The organism is Streptomyces sp. NPDC047869, assembly GCF_040704065.1.
GTDB lineage: Bacteria > Actinomycetota > Actinomycetes > Streptomycetales > Streptomycetaceae > Streptomyces.
In genome coordinates, this window is the sequence record NZ_JBEYRK010000025.1 from 45,694 (window position 1) to 60,531 (window position 14,838).

Below are 14,838 nucleotides of genomic sequence, written 5' to 3' on the forward strand. Positions count from 1 at the left end.
CCCTCCCCAGCCTTCGCCGCCGGCCCGTCCGACGCCCCGCAGCATCCGGGCCGGCGGCGGATATCCACCCTGCCCGAAAGGAACCTCAGTTGGCAGCCCCTCACTCGCCCCGCACCGACGACTGGTGGCGCGACGCCGTCATTTACCAGGTGTACCCGCGCAGCTTCGCCGACGGCGACGGCGACGGCACCGGGGACCTCGCGGGAGTCCGGGCGAGACTGCCCCACCTCGCACAACTGGGCATCGATGCCGTCTGGTTCACCCCCTGGTACGCCTCCCCGCTGGTGGACGGCGGCTACGACGTCTGCGACTACCGCACCATCGACCCGGCGTTCGGCACCCTCGCCGAGGCCGAGAAACTCATCGCGGAGGCCGCCGAACTGGGCATCCGCGTCATCGTCGACATCGTCCCCAACCACGTCTCCGACCAGCATCCCTGGTTCCGCGCCGCGCTGGAGGCCGGCCCCGGCAGCCCCGAGCGGGAGCTGTTCCACTTCCGCCCCGGGCGCGGCGAGAGCGGCGAACAGCCGCCCAACGACTGGCCGTCACAGTTCTCCGGACCCACCTGGACCCGGGTGCCCGACGGCGAGTGGTACCTGCACCTCTTCACCCCGGAGCAGCCCGACCTCAACTGGGCCCACCCCGCGGTCCGCCGGGAACACGAGGAGATCCTGCGGTTCTGGTTCGAACGCGGCGTCGCCGGCGTGCGCATCGACTCCGCGGCCCTGCTCGTCAAGGACCCCGCGCTCGCCGACTTCGAGGAGGGCGTGGACCCGCACCCGTACATCGACCAGGACGAGCTGCACGACGTCTACCGTTCCTGGCGGTCGATCGCCGACGAGTACGGGGCGGTGTTCGTCGGCGAGGTCTGGCTGCCGGACGCCGAGCGCTTCGCCCGCTATCTCCGCCCCGACGAACTCCACACCGCCTTCAACTTCAACTTCCTGGCCTGCCCCTGGGAACCGGACCGGCTGCGGAGCGCCATCGACGACACCCTCGCCGAGCACGCCCCCGTCGGAGCCCCCGCCACCTGGGTGCTGTGCAACCACGACGTCACGCGTACCGTCACCCGCTACGGGCGCGCCGACACCTCCTTCGACTTCGCCGCGAAGGCCTTCGGCACCCCGACCGACCTGGAGCTGGGCACCCGGCGGGCCCGCGCCGCCGCCCTGCTGACCCTGGCCCTGCCCGGTTCCGTCTACGTGTACCAGGGGGAGGAGCTGGGGCTGCCCGAGGCCGAGGTCCCGCGGACGAGCATCCAGGACCCGATGCACTTCCGCTCCGGAGGCACCGACCCGGGACGGGACGGCTGCCGCATCCCGCTGCCCTGGGAGGCCGGCGCCACCTGGTGCGGTTTCGGCACGGGCGCCGAACCCTGGCTCCCGCAGCCCGAGGGCTGGGGCCGCTACGCCGTCGACCGGCAGGCGGCCGAACCGGACTCGATGCTCGCGCTGTACCGCGCTGCCCTGCTCCTGCGCCGGTCCGTGCCCGGCTTCGGGGACGGACCCCTCACCTGGCTGCCGGCCGGTGACGGCGTCCTGGCCTTCGCCCGGGAGCACGGCCTGCTCTGCGTCGTCAACCTCTCCGGGCAACCGGCCGAACTCCCGCCGCACGACGAGCTGCTGCTCGCCAGCGGTCCGCTCGACGGCGCGGGCCGGCTGCCGCGGGACACGGCGGTGTGGCTGCGGACCTGAGCCCGGTGCCGGAACGGGGCCCCGGGCACTGCCTCACGGACACGTCCGGTGGCGGGTGCGACGCGCGCGCCCGCCGAACTCACCAGGGGAACGCGCCGGACCCGTGAAAGGAGATCATCGCCAGGATGACCAGGGGGAGAAGGCCCAGCAGGACGACGGCGGCCAGCGCCTTCGCCCACCGGGCGGTCCTCCCGCAGCCGTCAGCCGGCACGACGGATCACGGCCTTCCCGTGCGGACGGACGTCTGCGCCCGGACGCTCGCACCGACCCCGTCGGCGTGACAGCTCTCGCGGCCGATGCACCAGGTTCCTCCCCGCTCGCAGCGGAGGCCACCGTACCCCGGGGGACGACGGCGGTCTCGTCCCCGCCCCTCCGGGGCCGTTGCCGCCCTCGCGTCAGTCCTCCAGGCGCACCGGCATCAGCAGCGAGAAGGTGTGCTCGTCGTCGGGGCGGCGGATCGCGAGGGGGGCCGTCGGGGACGTGGACTCCAGGACGAGGTGGTCGTGGGCGGCGGCGGTGAGGGCCTGGAGGAGGTACTCGCGGTTGACGGCGATGCGGTCCTGGCCGGCCTCGGCGTCCTCGCGGACGGTCACCGTGCCGTCGTCCGTCATTTCGAGCACGCTCAAGGCGGCGCTGGAGCCGACCTGTTCGTGGACCGGGCCCGTCTCGATCGCCTTGCGGAGGGCGGGCGCGTCGACCTGGGCGCGGCGGCCCGCCGGCAGATGGACCAGGCGGCGGTAGTCGGGGAACTCGTGGTCGAGACGGTGTCCGGCCACCTGGCGGTCACCGGCCTCCAGGGTCACCCGGTCGCCGTCCAGTTCCAGCCGGACGGGCTCCTCGCCGCTCAGCAGCGCGCGCATGGCGTCGGCGAGCGGGGTGGGCACGACCGCCTGGACGCGCGGGCCGCCGTGCCCGGTGACCGCCGAACGGGCGACGGCCATCCGGTAGCGGTCGGTGGCCACGGTGTGCAGTCCGTCGCCGTCGATGTCGAACAGGATGCCGCCGAGCATGGGCAGTTCGGGATCGGTGCCGACCGCGAAGCGCACCGCGTCCAGGGACGCCGCCAGTGCCGGTGCCGGGACGGACAGGAGCACGGGGGCGGTGTGGAGCGGGGTCATGTGGTTCTCCCTCTGGTCGAGTAGGGCTCGGAGTGTGGAGAACTCGGCGCGGGCGTCGGTCAGCCCCGCCTCCAGCCGGCGCAGATGGGCCATCAGCAGCGTGCGGACCAGGCCGGTGTCGGCACCGGACCAGGCGGCCAGCACCAGACGGATGTCCGCCAGCGGCATACCGGCCCGGCGCAGGCGCGCCAGCACGCGGGCCTCTTCCAGTTGCTCCTCGCCGTACCAGCGGTACCCGCTCACCGGGTCCACCCGGACCGGGGCGAGCACGCCCGCCCGGTCGTAGAACCGCAGGGCGCTCACGCCCAGGCCGCTGGCGCGGGCCATCTCCCCGATACTGCGCATCTCGCTCTCCACACCCGGAACCCTGAGCCCTCGACCAGGTCGAGGGTCAAACCCGGCCGGGATTCAGTGTCCTGCCGTCGCGGCCGCTCCAGGACGTTCCGGCCGCAGGGCGGTCCTGGCGCGGCGCTCGGGCCGCCAGGTCGCCATGAGCGCGCCGGCCAGCACGAGTTCGGCGATGTCCCCGCCGTAGTACATGATCTCCGCGCCCTGCCGTACCTGTTCGACGGGGGCACGGATGTCGACGAAGAACCCGCCGTACACGGCCTGGGCGATCAGGGCGTGCGCGGCGATGGCGACGCCCAGGTACACCAGGCGGGTCCGGACTCCGGGGCGGTACGGCGCGGGGTCGGGGCCGGCGATGACGTGGGCGAACAGGCAGCCCGACGCCAGGAAGTGCGCCTGCATGAGCCAGTGCCCCAGAGGGTGGCCCATGGCGGCGTTGTACAACGGCGTGAAGTAGAGCACGCCGAGGCTGCCGGTGCTCAGGGCGAGCGCCACCGCCGGATGCGCCAGTACCCGGGCCGGGGTGCTGTGGAGCACCGCCGAGAGCGTGCGGGCCCGGGCGGCCGGCAGCGCTCGCAGCAGGAGGGTCACCGGCGCGGCCAGCACCAGTGCCGTCGGCGCGTACATCCCGATGAGCATGTGCTGGGCCATGTGCCCGCGGAAGTCGGAGTGCGCGGCGGACGACAAGGGCGGAAGAAGGGCGAGAGCGAGCAGGCCCAGCCCGCCCAGGAACGATGCCGACCGCCAACCGTTCCAGCTCCGCGCGGGGTTGCGGCGCCGTGCGCGGTGCGCGGCGAGCAGATAGCAGCCGGCGGCGGCGAGCAGGACCGTCAGGATCAGCGCGGCCGGCACCACGGCGGATGCACCGCCGCCACCGTCGTGGTGGTGCATGTCGTCCATCAGGCGTGGTCTCCGGCTCGCCCGGCGCCGCGCGGTGCCTCGGGGTCGAGAGGCGTTCCGCCGCGCTGGATCAGGTGGCCGGCGAGCATGAGAACGCCGCCCAGCACGAGGAAGCCGGCGTCCCACCACGCCTGGTCGGGGCCTGAGTGGACGTGGTGGATCCCCAGGACCTGATGGTCCAGGACGCCCTCGACCAGGTTGAACAGGCCCCAGCCGAAGAGGATCCAGCCCCACAGGACCCGTGAGGTCCACACCGCCCGCCGGTTGTGCGTGATCCGCGAGTACAGCGCGGCCAGGCCCACGAGCACGGCGACCCAGCACACCGCGTGGAAGATGCCGTCCCACAGCGTGTTCATCTGCAGGCCCGAAACCGTGTGCGGGTCGTAGTACTTCACCCCGATGCGGTCGTGGTTGGTGCTGGTGAGCATGTGGTGCCACCGCAGGAGCTGGTGCAGCAGGATGCCGTCGAGGAATCCTCCCAGCCCCACGCCGAGGACGATCCCCGGTAACCGCAGACTGCTGGGCTCCGCGGTGAGCGACGGGGCTGTCCCTGGCATGGTGGCCATCACCTGATCTCCGTTCGGTCGGCAGCACGGGGCTGGTCCCGGGTCGTGTCCGCGCGGTCAGGCCCGCGACGCGACCCAGGGCGTGCTCTTCCCGCACGGCCCGCCGAAATCACCCGGCCCGGTTCGGTTTCGGTCAACCGCCCGGCCCGCCGGAAAAGCTGGTCCAACCAGTTGACCAGTCGGCGCGGCCGGTCCACCCTGCTCGCCATGACACGGCACAGCATCCGGCGTGAAGCGGTCTCCGACCAGCTCTTCGCGGTCCTGCGCGACAGGATCCTCGACGGGGAACCGGCGCCCGGCTCGGCGCTCATGGCCGAACGGGAGCTGGCGTCCGAGTTCGGCGTGAACCGGCACGCCGTCCGCGAAGCCGTCAAACGGCTCCAGCAGGCGCGGCTCGTCCGGGTCAGTCACGGCGGGCGCACACTCGTCCAGGACTGGCGGCGCTCCGCGGGGCTCGACCTGGCCATGGGTATCGCGGCGGCCGACGCCGGGCCCTCGGTCGAGGACCTGGCGCGGGACGCCCTGGAGATGCGGGCGTGTATCGGCGCCGACGCGGCCCGCCTGTGCGCGATCCGGTGCTCCGAGGAGGCCGCCGGCGAGATCGCCGAGGCCGCGGGACGCTACGCGCGCCAAGGGCCCGATCTGACCGAGCTGGGCGCCGCCGACATCGCCTGGTGGCGGCTGGTCGTGGAGGGTTCCGGAAACATCGCCTATCTGCTCGCCTTCAACAGCCTCGTCGAGGGCACGCTGCCGGTCGCCGACGTGCCCGGCGACCTGCGGACGGCCGAACTCCTCGATGTGGCGGCCCGGCTCCGGCTCGCGTCGCACATCGAGGCACGCGAGCCGGAGGCGGCCGAGCGCCTGGCGCGTGAGCTGCTGTCCCGCAGTGTGCCGACGACGCCCCGGAAGGCGGTGCGCTGAAATGATCCCTGCCGTGGTCTACGCGATCCCGGCGTTCGTGCTCCTCGTCGTCGTGGAGGCGTTGTCCTACCGTTTCCTGCCGGACGAGGACGAACGCGGCTACGAGCTGCGGGACACGGTGACCAGCATGTCGATGGGCGCCGGCAGCCAGGTCGTCGCGGTGCCGTGGAAGGCGGTGACGGTCGTGGTGTACGCGGCCCTCTTCACCGTCGCTCCCTGGCAGCTCTCGCCGTCCTCGGCCTGGACGTGGCCGGTGCTGTTCCTCGCCGACGACCTGGCGTACTACGCCTTCCACCGTGCCCATCACCGCGTCAGGGTGCTGTGGGCGAGCCATGTGGTCCACCACTCCAGCGTCCGCTTCAACCTCTCGACCGCGCTGCGCCAGAGCTGGACGCCGATGACGGGGCTGCCGTTCTGGCTGCCCCTGGCGCTGCTCGGCATCCCGCCGTGGATGATCCTGCTCCAGCAGGCCCTCAGCCTCGTCTACCAGTTCTTCCTGCACACCGAGCGGGTGGACAAGCTGTGGCGTCCGGTGGAACTGGTCTTCAACACGCCCTCGCACCACCGCGTCCACCACGGATCGAACAACGAGTACCTGGACCGCAATTACGGCGGCATCCTCATCGTCTGGGACCGGCTCTTCGGAACCTTCGAACCGGAGGGCGCACGCGCGGTCTACGGCCTCACGAAGAACATCGGCACCTACAACCCGGTCCGGGTGGCATTCCACGAGTACACGGCCGCCTGGCGTGACGTCCGCACGGCCCGGAACTGGCGCCAGCGCGCCGGGTATCTGTTCGGGCCGCCCGGCTGGGCACCCAGGGCCGAGGGGTGATCCGCGCACGTGCCCCTGCCGGGTGCCTGGGTAATAAATGACAGGTTCCGGACAAAGAGTTGGCCAAGTACCGGACCTCCCCGACCGCTCGTGATCGGGTCTCCTGCGACGGCTGTACCACACCCGTTCTGGAGGATCCGGTGCCAGCACCAACCCGCAGAAGACGATGGCTCACGATCTGTGCCATCACCGCAACCGCCGGGCTCGTCGCGATACCCGCGAGCGCCGCGCCCGGTCGCCATGGCAGTCCGTTCGGAGTCCGCTCCCTCGACCGGCTCGCCGCCCAGCGCGAGCACTCGGTGGGGACCGTCGGCCCCCGGGCGAAGTCCGAGGACGGGGACGACGGCAACGAGGCCGACGAGATCGCCGAAGGCGCCGACCAGTACGCCGAGGCCCGTACCGCGCCCGGCATCGTCGCACCGGGCGCCTACGGCGCCGCCTGGCAGGCCTTGAACAAGCTCAAGCGGACCAAGGGCAGTTGGCGGCACGTCACCGGGCTGACGTACAACTCCGACGACCCCCGCTACCGCGACATCGACTCCAACTCCAGCGGCGGCTCCGGGAACGTCACCGGGCGCATGGCCGCGATGGCCGCGGACGACGACGGCTACGTCTACGCGGGCAGCGCCGGCGGCGGAGTCTGGCGCTCGCGGACCGGTGGCGGGAACTGGCGGTCCATCAGTGACCGGCTGCCCTCGCAGTCCACCGGCGCGCTCGCCGTGGACGGCACCGGACGGCTGTGGCTCGGCACCGGCGAGGCCAACACCAATGCGGACGCCTACCTGGGCAGCGGCGTGTACGTGCTGTCCGACCCGCACCACGGCTCCTTCACCACCCGCAGCCGGGTCGGCGGCGACGAGCTGGAGAGCACCACCGTCCGCCAACTGCGGTTCGGCGGGGGCAAGGTGTGGGCGGCGACCGGTGAAGGGGTGTGGAGCCACTCCACCAAGAAGCTCCGCGGCCCCTGGAAACTGGAGTTCGCGCCCAACCCCGACTATCTGCCGGGCGGTCCGAAGGCGACGGACGAGGACGCCGCGTACAAGAACATCACCAACGACATCGCCATCGACCTGAGGAACCCCGCGAAGGTGATCCTCGCCGTCGGCTGGCGCAGCGGTGACGACTACAACGGCTTCTACACCCGGACCGCGGGCCACTGGCAGCGGATCACCAGCGGCTTCGGTGAGCTGCCGACCGACGCCGACAACGTCGGTACCGTCACCTTCGCGCACTCCGCCGACGGCTCGCGCTACTACGCGATCGACCAGTCGCCCGAGCAGATGGCCACCAACCCGGACAGCGGCCTGCAGGGCATCTACCGCGCCGCCTCGCCCTTCGGCCCCTGGACGAGGATCGCCGACTACAAGCAGCTCGCGGCCGACGGCTCCGCGCTGACCACGGCGGGATACATGCCGGGCGTACAGGCCTGGTACAACCAGTTCCTCACCGTCGACCCGGCCGACCCCGAGCACGTGTACGCCGGCCTGGAAGAGGTCTACGAGACCAAGGACGCCGGCGCCACCTGGTCCACCGTCGGCCCCTACTGGAACTTCAACTTCCCCTGCTGGGACATCGATCCCGCCCGGCAGACCGGAAGCTGCAACCAGACCACGCACTCCGACCAGCACGGCGTGGCGATCGGCCGCTACCACGGCAGGAGCTACGTCTACGTCGGCAACGACGGCGGAGCCTATCGGCGCCCGGTGCACGGCTCCCAGGACTCCTCCGGCCACGCCACGGACTGGGCCTCGCTCAACGACGGCACCATCGACACCCTCCAGTACTACTCGGTCGGCGTCGGCAAGGACCCGGACCGCCACGGGGTGTCCGTCACCGGCGGTCTGCAGGACAACGGCCAGTCGGTCCTGCGCAGCGACGACAAGGTGATGGGCTCCAACTTCGGCGGTGACGGCGGTGACACCCTCACAGACCCGGCCAACGGCTGCAACCTCGCCGAGGAGTACGTCTACCTCGCCGTCCAGGTCACCCAGAACTGCGCCGTGAACGACGGCTCCTGGATGACCGACCCCGCGAAGGCGACCTCGTACAACGTCGCCCCGGCCGACAACACCACCGGCGAGGCCCGCTTCATCGCCCCGCTCGCCGCCGACATGCGGAACAGCGCGACCTGGATCGCCGGCGGCCGCCACATCTGGGTGCAGGACCACGGCTACGCCATCCGCAGCGGCTCCGAATGGCGGAGCGTGTACGACCTCGGCGCCGGCCGCACCGCGACCGCCGTCGCCGCCTCGGGCGGCAAGGTGTACGCGGCCTGGTGCGGGCCCTGCAACGAGGACGGGTTCGCCCGCGGTATCGCCGTCGGCAACGCGGACGGTACCGGCTGGCACGACATCGGCCTGCCGGCCACCGGGGCGGACGGCACGGTGCCCAACCGCTACCTCAGCGGCTTCGCCGTCGACCCGGGGAACGCCGACCACGTCTTCCTCGCGGTCAACGGCTTCTCGCGGCACTGGACCGAGGGCCCCGGCGCCGGTCACGGCCACGTCTTCGAGTCCACCGACGGCGGCACCACCTGGAAGGACGTATCGGCGAACCTGCCCGACGTACCGGCCGACTCCGCCGTGGTGACCCCGAACGGCGGGCTCGCCCTCGCCACCGACCTCGGCGTCGTCTACCGCGCCCCGGGCCACACCAAGTGGCAGCGCGCCGGCTCCCTGCCGGCCGTCGCCGTGCTGCAGCTGAGGCTCAGCCCGGACGGGGACACCCTGTACGCGGCCACGCACGGCCGCGGCATCCACGCCATCAGGGTGCGCGACCTCGGCTGACGCGAGCACGGACGCGCGAGGGGTGATCCCGGTCCCGGGGTCACCCCTCCGCCGTGTGCGGCACCGTCCTCACCGCTCACCGGAACCGGCGGGCACACGGCAGCGCGCCCGCCGGGGTCCCGGATCAGCCGGCACGCAGACGGGTGAGCGTCGCCTCCAGGTCGGCCTGGCGGGGCCGGTTGTGGGGGAGCTTGGCGAGCATGGCGGCCATGCCGCAGGTGTTGGTCACCGCCGAGAAGACCAGGCCGCCGGCGATGCCCGCGGGCAGCAGCCGGAAGGCGGGGTGCACGAACTCGCCCAGCGCCAGGCCGAGCAGGACCAGGGAGCCCGCGGTGAGGCGGACCTGCCGCTCCATGCCCCAGGTCGCCCGCGTGCCGCCTTCGGAGCGGTCGAGGTCGTTGCCCTGGGCGGCCCAGGCACCGGTGCCGCCGGCGAGGGTGGCGGTGTGGACGCCGCTCTCGGCGAGCGTCCGGCAGGCGCTCTCGGAACGGGCACCCGAGGCGCAGACGACGAGGACCTCGCCGCGCTCGGCGGCCCCCCGGATCTCCGGCAGCGCCCGGCCGAGCCGGTCGAGGGGGATGTTGAGGGCGCCGGGAATGTGGCCGCCGGCGTACTCGCCGGGGGTGCGGACGTCGATGACGGTGAGTTCGTGCAGCCGGGAGCGGGCCTGCTGGGGGTCGAGGGTGACGGGGGTGGTCATGGCGGATCTCATCCTTGTGTGTGAAGGCGCCCCGAACGGGGGCCGGACTGCTGAAGTCGTGAGGCGTATGCGTACGGGCCGACCGGGCCGCCGCCGTGGTCAGACGAGCGCGTCGAGGAGCATGAGGGCGGCCACCGCGAGCAGCACGCAGGCGAACAGGCGCTGCAGGGCCTGGCCCCTGATCTTCCGCGAGAGCCGTTTGCCGTCCCAGGCGCCCAGGACCGCCGCCGCGGTGAACGGTGCGACGACCGCCCAGTCCAGACGCGTCCCGCTGCCGGCCCGGGCGCCGAGCGCCGCCAGCGAGTTGACCGTGATGACCAGCAGGCTGGTGCCGACGGCCCGGCGCATGGGCAGGCTCAGCACACCGACCAGGGCCGGTACGGCGAGGAATCCGCCGCCCACGCCGAGGAATCCGGTCACCGCGCCGAGCCCGGCACCGGCGGCACCGGCCTTACCGGGCCGCACCGCGCCCGAGGCGTCGGCACGGGCGGGACGCAGCATGCGCAGCGCCGCGAGGGCCGCGACGACGGCGAAGGCGGCGGTCAGCACGGTCTGGGGGAGGTGTCCGGCGGCGGCCCCCGCGATCATCGCGGGCACGATGCCGGCCGCCGCGAAGAGCAGACCGGTGCGCCAGACGACGTTGCCGTCCCGGGCGTGCCCGGCGAGGGTGGTGACCGAGGTCAGGGTGACGATGACCAGGGCGGCCGTGGTCGCCTCCGCCGGGGTGAGGCCGAGCAGGTAGATCAGGGCGGGCACCGCCAGGACGCTGCCACCGCCACCGAGCCCACCGAGGGCCAGGCCGACGACGGCACCGGCGACGAGCGCGAGGAGCAGAGCGGTCATGCTATCGAGCCGTGGTTCCCGCGTTCGTCGACGACCGGATGCCCGGCGGCGGCCCACGCCTTCAGGCCGCCCTTGACGTCCACCGCCGCGGCGCCACGGCCGGCGAGCAGACCGGCGGCCTGCCGCGAGCGGTTCCCGCTGCGGCAGATCACCACCAGGGGCCGCCCCCGGGCCGCGTCCGGCAGCACCGCCCCGGCGGCCAGGCGGGACAGCGGCGCGTGGACCGGGCCGGGCGCCTGCCCGGCGTCCCACTCGTCCTGCTCGCGTATGTCCAGCAGGACGGCCGGCGCCTCGGCGTCCAGGACGCGCCGGCGGGCCTCGTCGGCGGTGACGCGGTCCTCGCCGCGACGGAAGAGGGACATGAGACGACCTCTCGTGGGTTCGGAACGTTCGAAACGGCGGGGACGAAGGGCGGTCAGCCGGTGACCACGGTCAGTCCGGCGGCGGTGGCGGCGTCGAAGCCGTCGTCCACGGCCACGACGTCCCGTCCGGAGGCGTCGAGCAGCGAGGCGGCGATGGCGGCGCGCATCCCGCCGGCGCAGTGCACCCAGACGGTGCCCGCCGGTACCTCGGTGAGCCGCCGGTGCAGCTCGTGGACCGGGATGTGCGCGGAGCCCTCGATGTGGCCGGCGGCCCGCTCGGAGTCCCGTCGCACGTCCAGCACGACGACGCCGTCCGTGCCGCGCTCGGCCAGCCCTGCGAAGGTGGAGCGGGCGAAGGAGGCCGGCCGGCCGCCCTCGGGCACCCACTGCTCGGGCGTTCCGGTCGCGGCGGCGGCGGGCCGGTCGATACCCACCCGGACCAGCTCCCGCTGCGCGGCGGCCAGCTGCTCGGGGGACTCCGCGAGCAGGGTGACCGGCTTGCCCCACGGGATCATCCAGGCCAGGTAGGTGGCGATCTTGCCGGCCGCCTCGAAGTTGAACGACCCGGCGACGTGGCCCCGCGCGAACGCGACCCGGTTGCGCAGGTCCACCACCCACTCACCGGCCGCGAGCCGGGCGGCGATCTCGTCCGCGTCCGCGACGGCCGGGGGAGTCAGGTCGACCGGGGCCGGCCCGCTGGCGTTGGCCGGGCCCATGTGCGCGTAGTAGGCGGGGATGTCGTCGAGGCCGGCGAGCAGGTGGGTGACGAAGGAGTCCACGTCCTGGGTGAGCGCCGCGTTGGCGGTCTTCTCCTTGCCGATCGTGGTGGCGTCGCCCTCCGCCTGCGCCGACGAGCAGAAGCTGCCGAAGCCGTGCGTCGGCAGCACCGGGGTCTCGTCCGGCAGCTCGGCCGCGAGACGGTGGGCGGAGGCGTGCTGGGCGCGCGCCAGCCGCTCGGTCAGGCGGGGCTCGACCAGGTCGGGGCGGCCCACGGTGCCGATCAGCAGCGACCCGCCGGTGAAGGCGGCCACCGGCACGCCGTTCTCCCGCAGCACGTAGGAGGTGTGGTGCGGGGTGTGGCCGGGCGTGGCGACGGCCCGCAGTTCGAGACCGCTGTCGAGGGCGACCGTGTCGCCGTCGCCCACCGGCACACGGGCGAACGCCACGTCCGCCCCGGCCGGCACCAGATAGGCGGCTCCCGTGACCCGGGCGAGCTCCAGGCCGCCGGTGACGTAGTCGTTGTGGATGTGGGTCTCCACCACGTGCGAGATCCGCACCCCGCGCCGGGCGGCCGCCGCCAGGACCTGATCGAGGTCGCGCGGCGGATCCACCGCCACGGCCGTGTCACGGCCGCCGGCCAGGTAGTGGCGGTTGCCCAGCCCCTCGAGCTCGATGGTGTCGATGAAGAACACGGAGATGCCCCTTCCACGGAAATTACCCCCCCGGGTATGTATTCCACCGTAACACGGGTACCCCGGGGGGTATTCATGCCGCCTTCCTGTCGCCGTGGTGGGGGAGAGCGCGGGATCGAGGGGCCCGGCCGCCGGGCGGTCCGAGGCGGGGTGCACGTGGGATGGGGCCGCGGCCCCGTCGTCATCGCGAATCAGCGGAACGGGCAGGTGGGACGCGTCGGGAGCAGCGTGGGGAGCGTGCCTTGCATCGGAGGCGCGGCACCGTTCCGTCGAGGCCCGAGACCGTGACACCGCCGGTCAGCGGGCAGGCGGGGCCTCAGCGCACCGCCCAGGTGTCCGCTCCGCCCGACGGCGAGTCCTGAAGGCCGGCGTCCAAGAAGCTCTCCCTCTCGGAGGCCGCCATGACCTGGACCAGCGCGACCGACCTGGAACCGGGCGACGTCATCAGCATTCTCGGCGTCGACACAACGACATCTTCGCCGTCTTCCCCGATGAGGAGACAGGCTTCCAGGCCGTTCGCCAACATCTGCGAAAGCGCCGGAACTCGACCGTCTTCGAGGTGATGAAGGCGTACGCGCCGGCCGGCCACGGGTCCAACGACCCCCAGCGATACGCCCAGCAGGTCGCCGACGCCCCGGGCGTCTCCACCGACACCTCGCCGGCCGCCCTGTACGACGACCAGTTCACCGTGTTCGCATCCGCCGGGTGGAGGGCTGGCGGTCCGGGGAGGCGCACGCTCCCGACGACCTGCCGGACGATGTCGCGCAGTGGCTCGCCGACCACCCGAGCCGCCCGGAGCGAACGGCGGCCGACCAGCCCTTCGCCCACCAGGGTGTCATCGCGGAGGGGGTAAAGAACATCCAGCAGCGCCCGAACGAGCCGGGCTGGACACCGCCCCTCGGCGTCGACGGCGACTTCGGCCCGCGCACGAAGGAGGCCGTGCCGTGGTTCCAGTCCGGCAGCGGGCTCACCGCTGACGGCATCGTCGGCAACAAGACGTGGCGCCAACTCGTGGGAGCCCAGTGACGTCACGCGCGGGTGTCCCGGCACGTCGTGGCGGGCCGGTCAGTCGTGTCCGTCGAGCCCGGCGCGTCGGGGCGGGCCGGACCTCCGTGTCCGTCGCGCCGGAGGACGGCAGGTCCGGTCCCGTGGCCGGGCCTGCCGCCGTCGGCGGGCGCTACTTGGTGCCGAGGCCGGCCGGGTCGAGTTCGTCCTTGCCCGCGGCCTTGAGGACCTTGTTGAGCGGCGTGAGGTCGTAGATGCCCTTCAGGTCCGGCTTGTCGAGCAGGCCCGCCGTCACCGCGTGCTGCGCCTCGGTGTCGAGGGTCGAGGCCAGTGGGTCGTCGAGGAAGGTGATGGACTTCCACGCCGGATCGATGACCTCGGCGGGCAGCGCCTTGCCCGACAGGTCCTCCAGGGCCTTGTTGGCGGACGCCTTCGCCTTCTCCGGGTTGGCGTCGATCCACTCGTTCGTCTTCACCGAGCCGCGCAGCACGGCCTCGACGACGTCCGGGTGCTCCTTCAGGAAGTTCTGCGACACGATGATGTTCGTGATCACGAACTTGTTGCCGGGCCACAGCGACGACTCGTCGAGCAGCACCTTGCCGCCCTCGGCGACCAGCTTGGACGCGGTCGGCTCGGGCACCCAGGCGCCGTCGACGGAGCCGGACTTGTAGGCGTCCGGGGTCACCTTGTTGTCGGTGCGGACGACGGAGACGTCACCCTTGCCGCTCTGCGCGTCGACCTTCCAGCCCTGCTCCGCGACCCAGTTGAGGAAGGCCACGTCCTGGGTGTTGCCGAGCTGGGGCGTCGCGATCTTCTTGCCCTTGACGTCCTTCAGGGACTTGATCGTCTTAGGGTTCACGACCAGCTTCACGCCGCCGGAGGCCGAACCGCCGATGATCCGCAGGTTCTTGCCGTTGGACTTGGTGTAGCCGTTGATGGCGGGGGAGGGGCCGATCCAGCCGATGTCGATGGACCCGGCGTTGAGCGCCTCGATCTCGGAGGGGCCGGCGTTGAAGGTGGAGGTCTTGATCGTGGTGCCGCCGAGTTCCTTCTGGAACAGGCCCTCCTGCACGCCCACGAGGGCGGTGGCGTGCGTGAGGTTGGGGAAGTAGCCGATCTTCACCTCGTCGGTGGAGAGCTTCTCGGCACCCGCCGCGACCGCGCTCTTCTTCCCGTCGTCGGTCGACTCGGAGCCGTACCCGCAGGCGGTCAGCAGGACGGGGAGCGCCGCGATGACGGCGATGGTGCGCGAAATGGTGAGCGGTCTTGCGGCAGACACGGAGGTGTCCTCTCAGGGGAGGGATGAACAAGGAGGGGCGGAAAGCGGGCAGGGCTGCGCGCTCTCCTT

General features: G+C 72.5%; 14 protein-coding genes. 5 read left to right on the forward strand and 9 right to left on the reverse strand.

Annotated elements, in window-relative coordinates; all coding sequences use genetic code 11:
* The first annotated feature begins 89 nt into the window (after positions 1-89).
* On the forward strand, positions 90-1,694 hold the full coding sequence (locus AB0924_RS27485) for an alpha-amylase family glycosyl hydrolase (protein ID WP_366912804.1): 1,605 nt from the start codon (positions 90-92) through the stop codon (positions 1,692-1,694).
* A gap of 395 nt (positions 1,695-2,089) precedes the next feature.
* On the opposite strand, the gene AB0924_RS27490 is transcribed toward AB0924_RS27485, so the two are convergent.
* The 3 genes from AB0924_RS27490 to AB0924_RS27500 all read right to left on the reverse strand — a co-directional run bounded on the left by AB0924_RS27490 (position 2,090) and on the right by AB0924_RS27500 (position 4,626).
* Positions 2,090-3,157 (reverse strand): MerR family transcriptional regulator, encoded by a 1,068-nt coding sequence (locus AB0924_RS27490; RefSeq protein WP_366912805.1) that lies wholly within the window; start codon positions 3,155-3,157, stop codon positions 2,090-2,092.
* Positions 3,158-3,220: 63 nt separating this feature from the next.
* On the reverse strand, positions 3,221-4,060 hold the full coding sequence (locus AB0924_RS27495; RefSeq protein ID WP_366912806.1) for a cytochrome c oxidase assembly protein: 840 nt from the start codon (positions 4,058-4,060) through the stop codon (positions 3,221-3,223).
* Complete coding sequence (locus AB0924_RS27500) at positions 4,060-4,626, reverse strand: DUF2243 domain-containing protein (protein WP_358936533.1); 567 nt, start codon at positions 4,624-4,626, stop codon at positions 4,060-4,062. Before AB0924_RS27500 ends, AB0924_RS27495 begins: the two co-directional genes overlap by 1 nt.
* A gap of 207 nt (positions 4,627-4,833) precedes the next feature.
* On the opposite strand from AB0924_RS27500, the gene AB0924_RS27505 reads away from it, so the two are divergent.
* The 3 genes from AB0924_RS27505 (at position 4,834) to AB0924_RS27515 (ending at position 9,168) form a co-directional block, all read left to right on the forward strand.
* On the forward strand, positions 4,834-5,547 hold the full coding sequence (locus AB0924_RS27505) for a GntR family transcriptional regulator (protein WP_358936531.1): 714 nt from the start codon (positions 4,834-4,836) through the stop codon (positions 5,545-5,547).
* A gap of 1 nt (position 5,548) precedes the next feature.
* On the forward strand, positions 5,549-6,382 hold the full coding sequence (locus tag AB0924_RS27510; RefSeq protein ID WP_366912807.1) for a sterol desaturase family protein: 834 nt from the start codon (positions 5,549-5,551) through the stop codon (positions 6,380-6,382).
* Positions 6,383-6,522: 140 nt separating this feature from the next.
* On the forward strand, positions 6,523-9,168 hold the full coding sequence (locus tag AB0924_RS27515; protein ID WP_366912809.1) for a glycosyl hydrolase: 2,646 nt from the start codon (positions 6,523-6,525) through the stop codon (positions 9,166-9,168).
* A 124-nt stretch (positions 9,169-9,292) separates the two neighbouring features.
* Here AB0924_RS27515 and AB0924_RS27520 read toward each other — a convergent pair whose 3' ends face one another.
* From AB0924_RS27520 to AB0924_RS27540, 5 genes are all read right to left on the reverse strand, one after another.
* Positions 9,293-9,868 (reverse strand): rhodanese-like domain-containing protein, encoded by a 576-nt coding sequence (locus tag AB0924_RS27520; protein ID WP_358936525.1) that lies wholly within the window; start codon positions 9,866-9,868, stop codon positions 9,293-9,295.
* Positions 9,869-9,967: 99 nt separating this feature from the next.
* Entirely contained in the window at positions 9,968-10,711 is a 744-nt protein-coding gene (locus AB0924_RS27525) for a sulfite exporter TauE/SafE family protein (RefSeq protein WP_366912810.1), read from the reverse strand.
* On the reverse strand, positions 10,708-11,073 hold the full coding sequence (locus tag AB0924_RS27530; protein WP_366912811.1) for a rhodanese-like domain-containing protein: 366 nt from the start codon (positions 11,071-11,073) through the stop codon (positions 10,708-10,710). The genes AB0924_RS27525 and AB0924_RS27530 overlap by 4 nt, the downstream gene beginning before the upstream one ends.
* A gap of 53 nt (positions 11,074-11,126) precedes the next feature.
* Positions 11,127-12,485 carry an MBL fold metallo-hydrolase gene (locus AB0924_RS27535; protein ID WP_366912812.1) on the reverse strand — a complete coding sequence of 453 codons (1,359 nt, stop codon included), beginning with the start codon at positions 12,483-12,485 and terminating at the stop codon, positions 11,127-11,129.
* Positions 12,486-12,801: 316 nt separating this feature from the next.
* Positions 12,802-12,951: a hypothetical protein gene (locus tag AB0924_RS27540; protein ID WP_358936517.1), complete on the reverse strand. Its 150-nt coding sequence runs from the start codon at positions 12,949-12,951 to the stop codon at positions 12,802-12,804.
* A 239-nt stretch (positions 12,952-13,190) separates the two neighbouring features.
* On the opposite strand from AB0924_RS27540, the gene AB0924_RS27545 reads away from it, so the two are divergent.
* Positions 13,191-13,511 carry a peptidoglycan-binding domain-containing protein gene (locus AB0924_RS27545; RefSeq protein WP_366912813.1) on the forward strand — a complete coding sequence of 107 codons (321 nt, stop codon included), beginning with the start codon at positions 13,191-13,193 and terminating at the stop codon, positions 13,509-13,511.
* A 151-nt stretch (positions 13,512-13,662) separates the two neighbouring features.
* On the opposite strand, the gene AB0924_RS27550 is transcribed toward AB0924_RS27545, so the two are convergent.
* Positions 13,663-14,769: an aliphatic sulfonate ABC transporter substrate-binding protein gene (locus AB0924_RS27550; RefSeq protein WP_358936515.1), complete on the reverse strand. Its 1,107-nt coding sequence runs from the start codon at positions 14,767-14,769 to the stop codon at positions 13,663-13,665.
* Positions 14,770-14,838 lie beyond the last annotated feature (69 nt).

Excerpts from the sequence above, each read along its gene's own strand:
- AB0924_RS27490 (WP_366912805.1), bottom strand. The coding sequence starts at position 3,157 with ATGCGCAGTATCGGGGAGATGGCCCGCGCCAGCGGCCTGGGCGTGAGC.
- AB0924_RS27495 (WP_366912806.1), bottom strand. The coding sequence starts at position 4,060 with ATGGACGACATGCACCACCACGACGGTGGCGGCGGTGCATCCGCCGTG.
- AB0924_RS27500 (WP_358936533.1), bottom strand. The coding sequence starts at position 4,626 with ATGGCCACCATGCCAGGGACAGCCCCGTCGCTCACCGCGGAGCCCAGC.
- AB0924_RS27505 (WP_358936531.1), top strand. The coding sequence starts at position 4,834 with ATGACACGGCACAGCATCCGGCGTGAAGCGGTCTCCGACCAGCTCTTC.
- AB0924_RS27510 (WP_366912807.1), top strand. The coding sequence starts at position 5,549 with ATGATCCCTGCCGTGGTCTACGCGATCCCGGCGTTCGTGCTCCTCGTC.
- AB0924_RS27520 (WP_358936525.1), bottom strand. The coding sequence starts at position 9,868 with ATGACCACCCCCGTCACCCTCGACCCCCAGCAGGCCCGCTCCCGGCTG.
- AB0924_RS27525 (WP_366912810.1), bottom strand. The coding sequence starts at position 10,711 with ATGACCGCTCTGCTCCTCGCGCTCGTCGCCGGTGCCGTCGTCGGCCTG.
- AB0924_RS27530 (WP_366912811.1), bottom strand. The coding sequence starts at position 11,073 with ATGTCCCTCTTCCGTCGCGGCGAGGACCGCGTCACCGCCGACGAGGCC.